This window comes from Sporosarcina sp. P26b (genome assembly GCF_002743245.1).
Classification (GTDB): domain Bacteria; phylum Bacillota; class Bacilli; order Bacillales_A; family Planococcaceae; genus Sporosarcina; species Sporosarcina ureae_C.
On the sequence record NZ_PDYW01000059.1, the window covers coordinates 1 to 1629 of the forward strand.

Annotated in this window: 1 protein-coding gene; it reads right to left on the reverse strand. The window is 40.4% G+C overall.

The annotated features are described in order from the left end of the window. Positions 1 to 102 precede the first annotated feature (102 nt). On the reverse strand, positions 103 to 1629 hold a 1527-nt coding region (locus tag CSV69_RS16495; RefSeq protein ID WP_099693994.1), incomplete at its 5' end, for an IS1182 family transposase.

The window sequence follows — 1629 nt, forward strand, 5'->3', positions numbered from 1 at the left end:
AAAGAGGCTGGGACATAATTAGCCAGAAGTGAGCCAAAAAAGGGTTCGATCATCGGTTTTTGATGATCGAACCCTTTTTGTATAGAAATCCTTGTATGATTTCTATACGTTTACCTCCCTGGCAGTGTACTTTCTCAAGTTCACTGCCAATAAACCGAAGGCTAATTCATTTTTCACCTTTTCCTTTCCCCTTACGGAGAAACGAGTGAACCCTAAATTAGCCTTCAAGAATCCAAAAACTGGCTCTACGTCAATCTTGCGCTTGCCGTAAATTTCACCTGTTTTCTTATCTGAAAGCTTTTCACGAATATATTCTTTTTGCTGTTCCCACTTTTCATTCACATACAACTTCCTATTGTTCTCTTCTTTTGCTTTGGTACAGAAAGAGCGCAATGGGCAGCTTGAACAATCCTCACATTCGTATATTTTCATCGTCCGTGTGAATTGATAACGATCCGTCCGATTGGAAAGGTAGCGGAACACGAGTTTTCTGTCATTTGGACAAGTAAAGGTATCCGTAGTTTCATCATATGCCCAATTCGCCGTATTGAAAGGATCGGTTTTGTACTTCTTTTTCTTTTCTTTGCGATATTGGTTATAGGTAATAAGCGGAACACGCTTTCGATTTTCAATGACATCTCCGTAATTCTGTTCACTTCCATAACCGGCATCCGCGACAATATACTGTGGCAGCTCAAAAAAGTCTTGTTCAATAGTATCTAAGAATGGAATGAGCGTACGCGTATCGGTCGGATTTGGATACACGTCAAAAGCGAGGGTATATTGCCCTTCGGTCGCAATTTGCACATTATATCCGGGTTTTAGTTGCCCGTTTTTCATATAATCATCTTTCATCCGCATAAAGGTCGCATCGCGGTCCGTCTTCGAGTAGCTGTTACGATGGCCAAAGATCTTCATATCGTGCTGATACTTCTGCTTTCGATCCAAGAAGTCTTGAAATTGTTTACGGTATTGTTTAGGTTCCTTTCGTAGCGAGCGAATTTGTTTACGTTCCTCGACATCTTCGCTAGCGTTAATCTTTTCTGTATAGGTTTGGATAGTATCATCTAGCTTCTCTACTACTTTAGACAGTTCCGCAGTAGATAGTTCATCCAGACTTTCCCGTTCGATTTCAGGGATGATCTCTTTTTCTAACAGCTCTTCGTACATCTGACTGGACCTTTCTACAAGACCTGAACTATACCGTTCCACTGACTTGCGCCAGACAAATGTAAATTTGTTCGCATTCGCCTCAATCTTTGTTCCATCAATAAAAATGGCTTCTTCATCAATTAGCTGTTTTTGTACCAGCTGACAACGAAATTGTACAAAGCACTGGCGTAATAATTCTTTCACTTCAGGATGAACACGAAAACGATTAATGGTGCGATAGCTTGGATTATAGCCTTGAGCTAGCCACATCATGCGAAGGCTATCTTTTAAAAGACCTTCAATTTTTCTGCCTGAAAAAACAGACTGTGTGTAGGCACACAAAATGATCTTTAACATCATACGTGGATGATAAGATGGGCAACCTGTCTCACGCAAAAAACCGTCAAAAGCTTCATTAGGTATGCTTTCAATTAGATCATGCACAGCGTAAGCAATATCATGTTCTTGTAAGCTAAT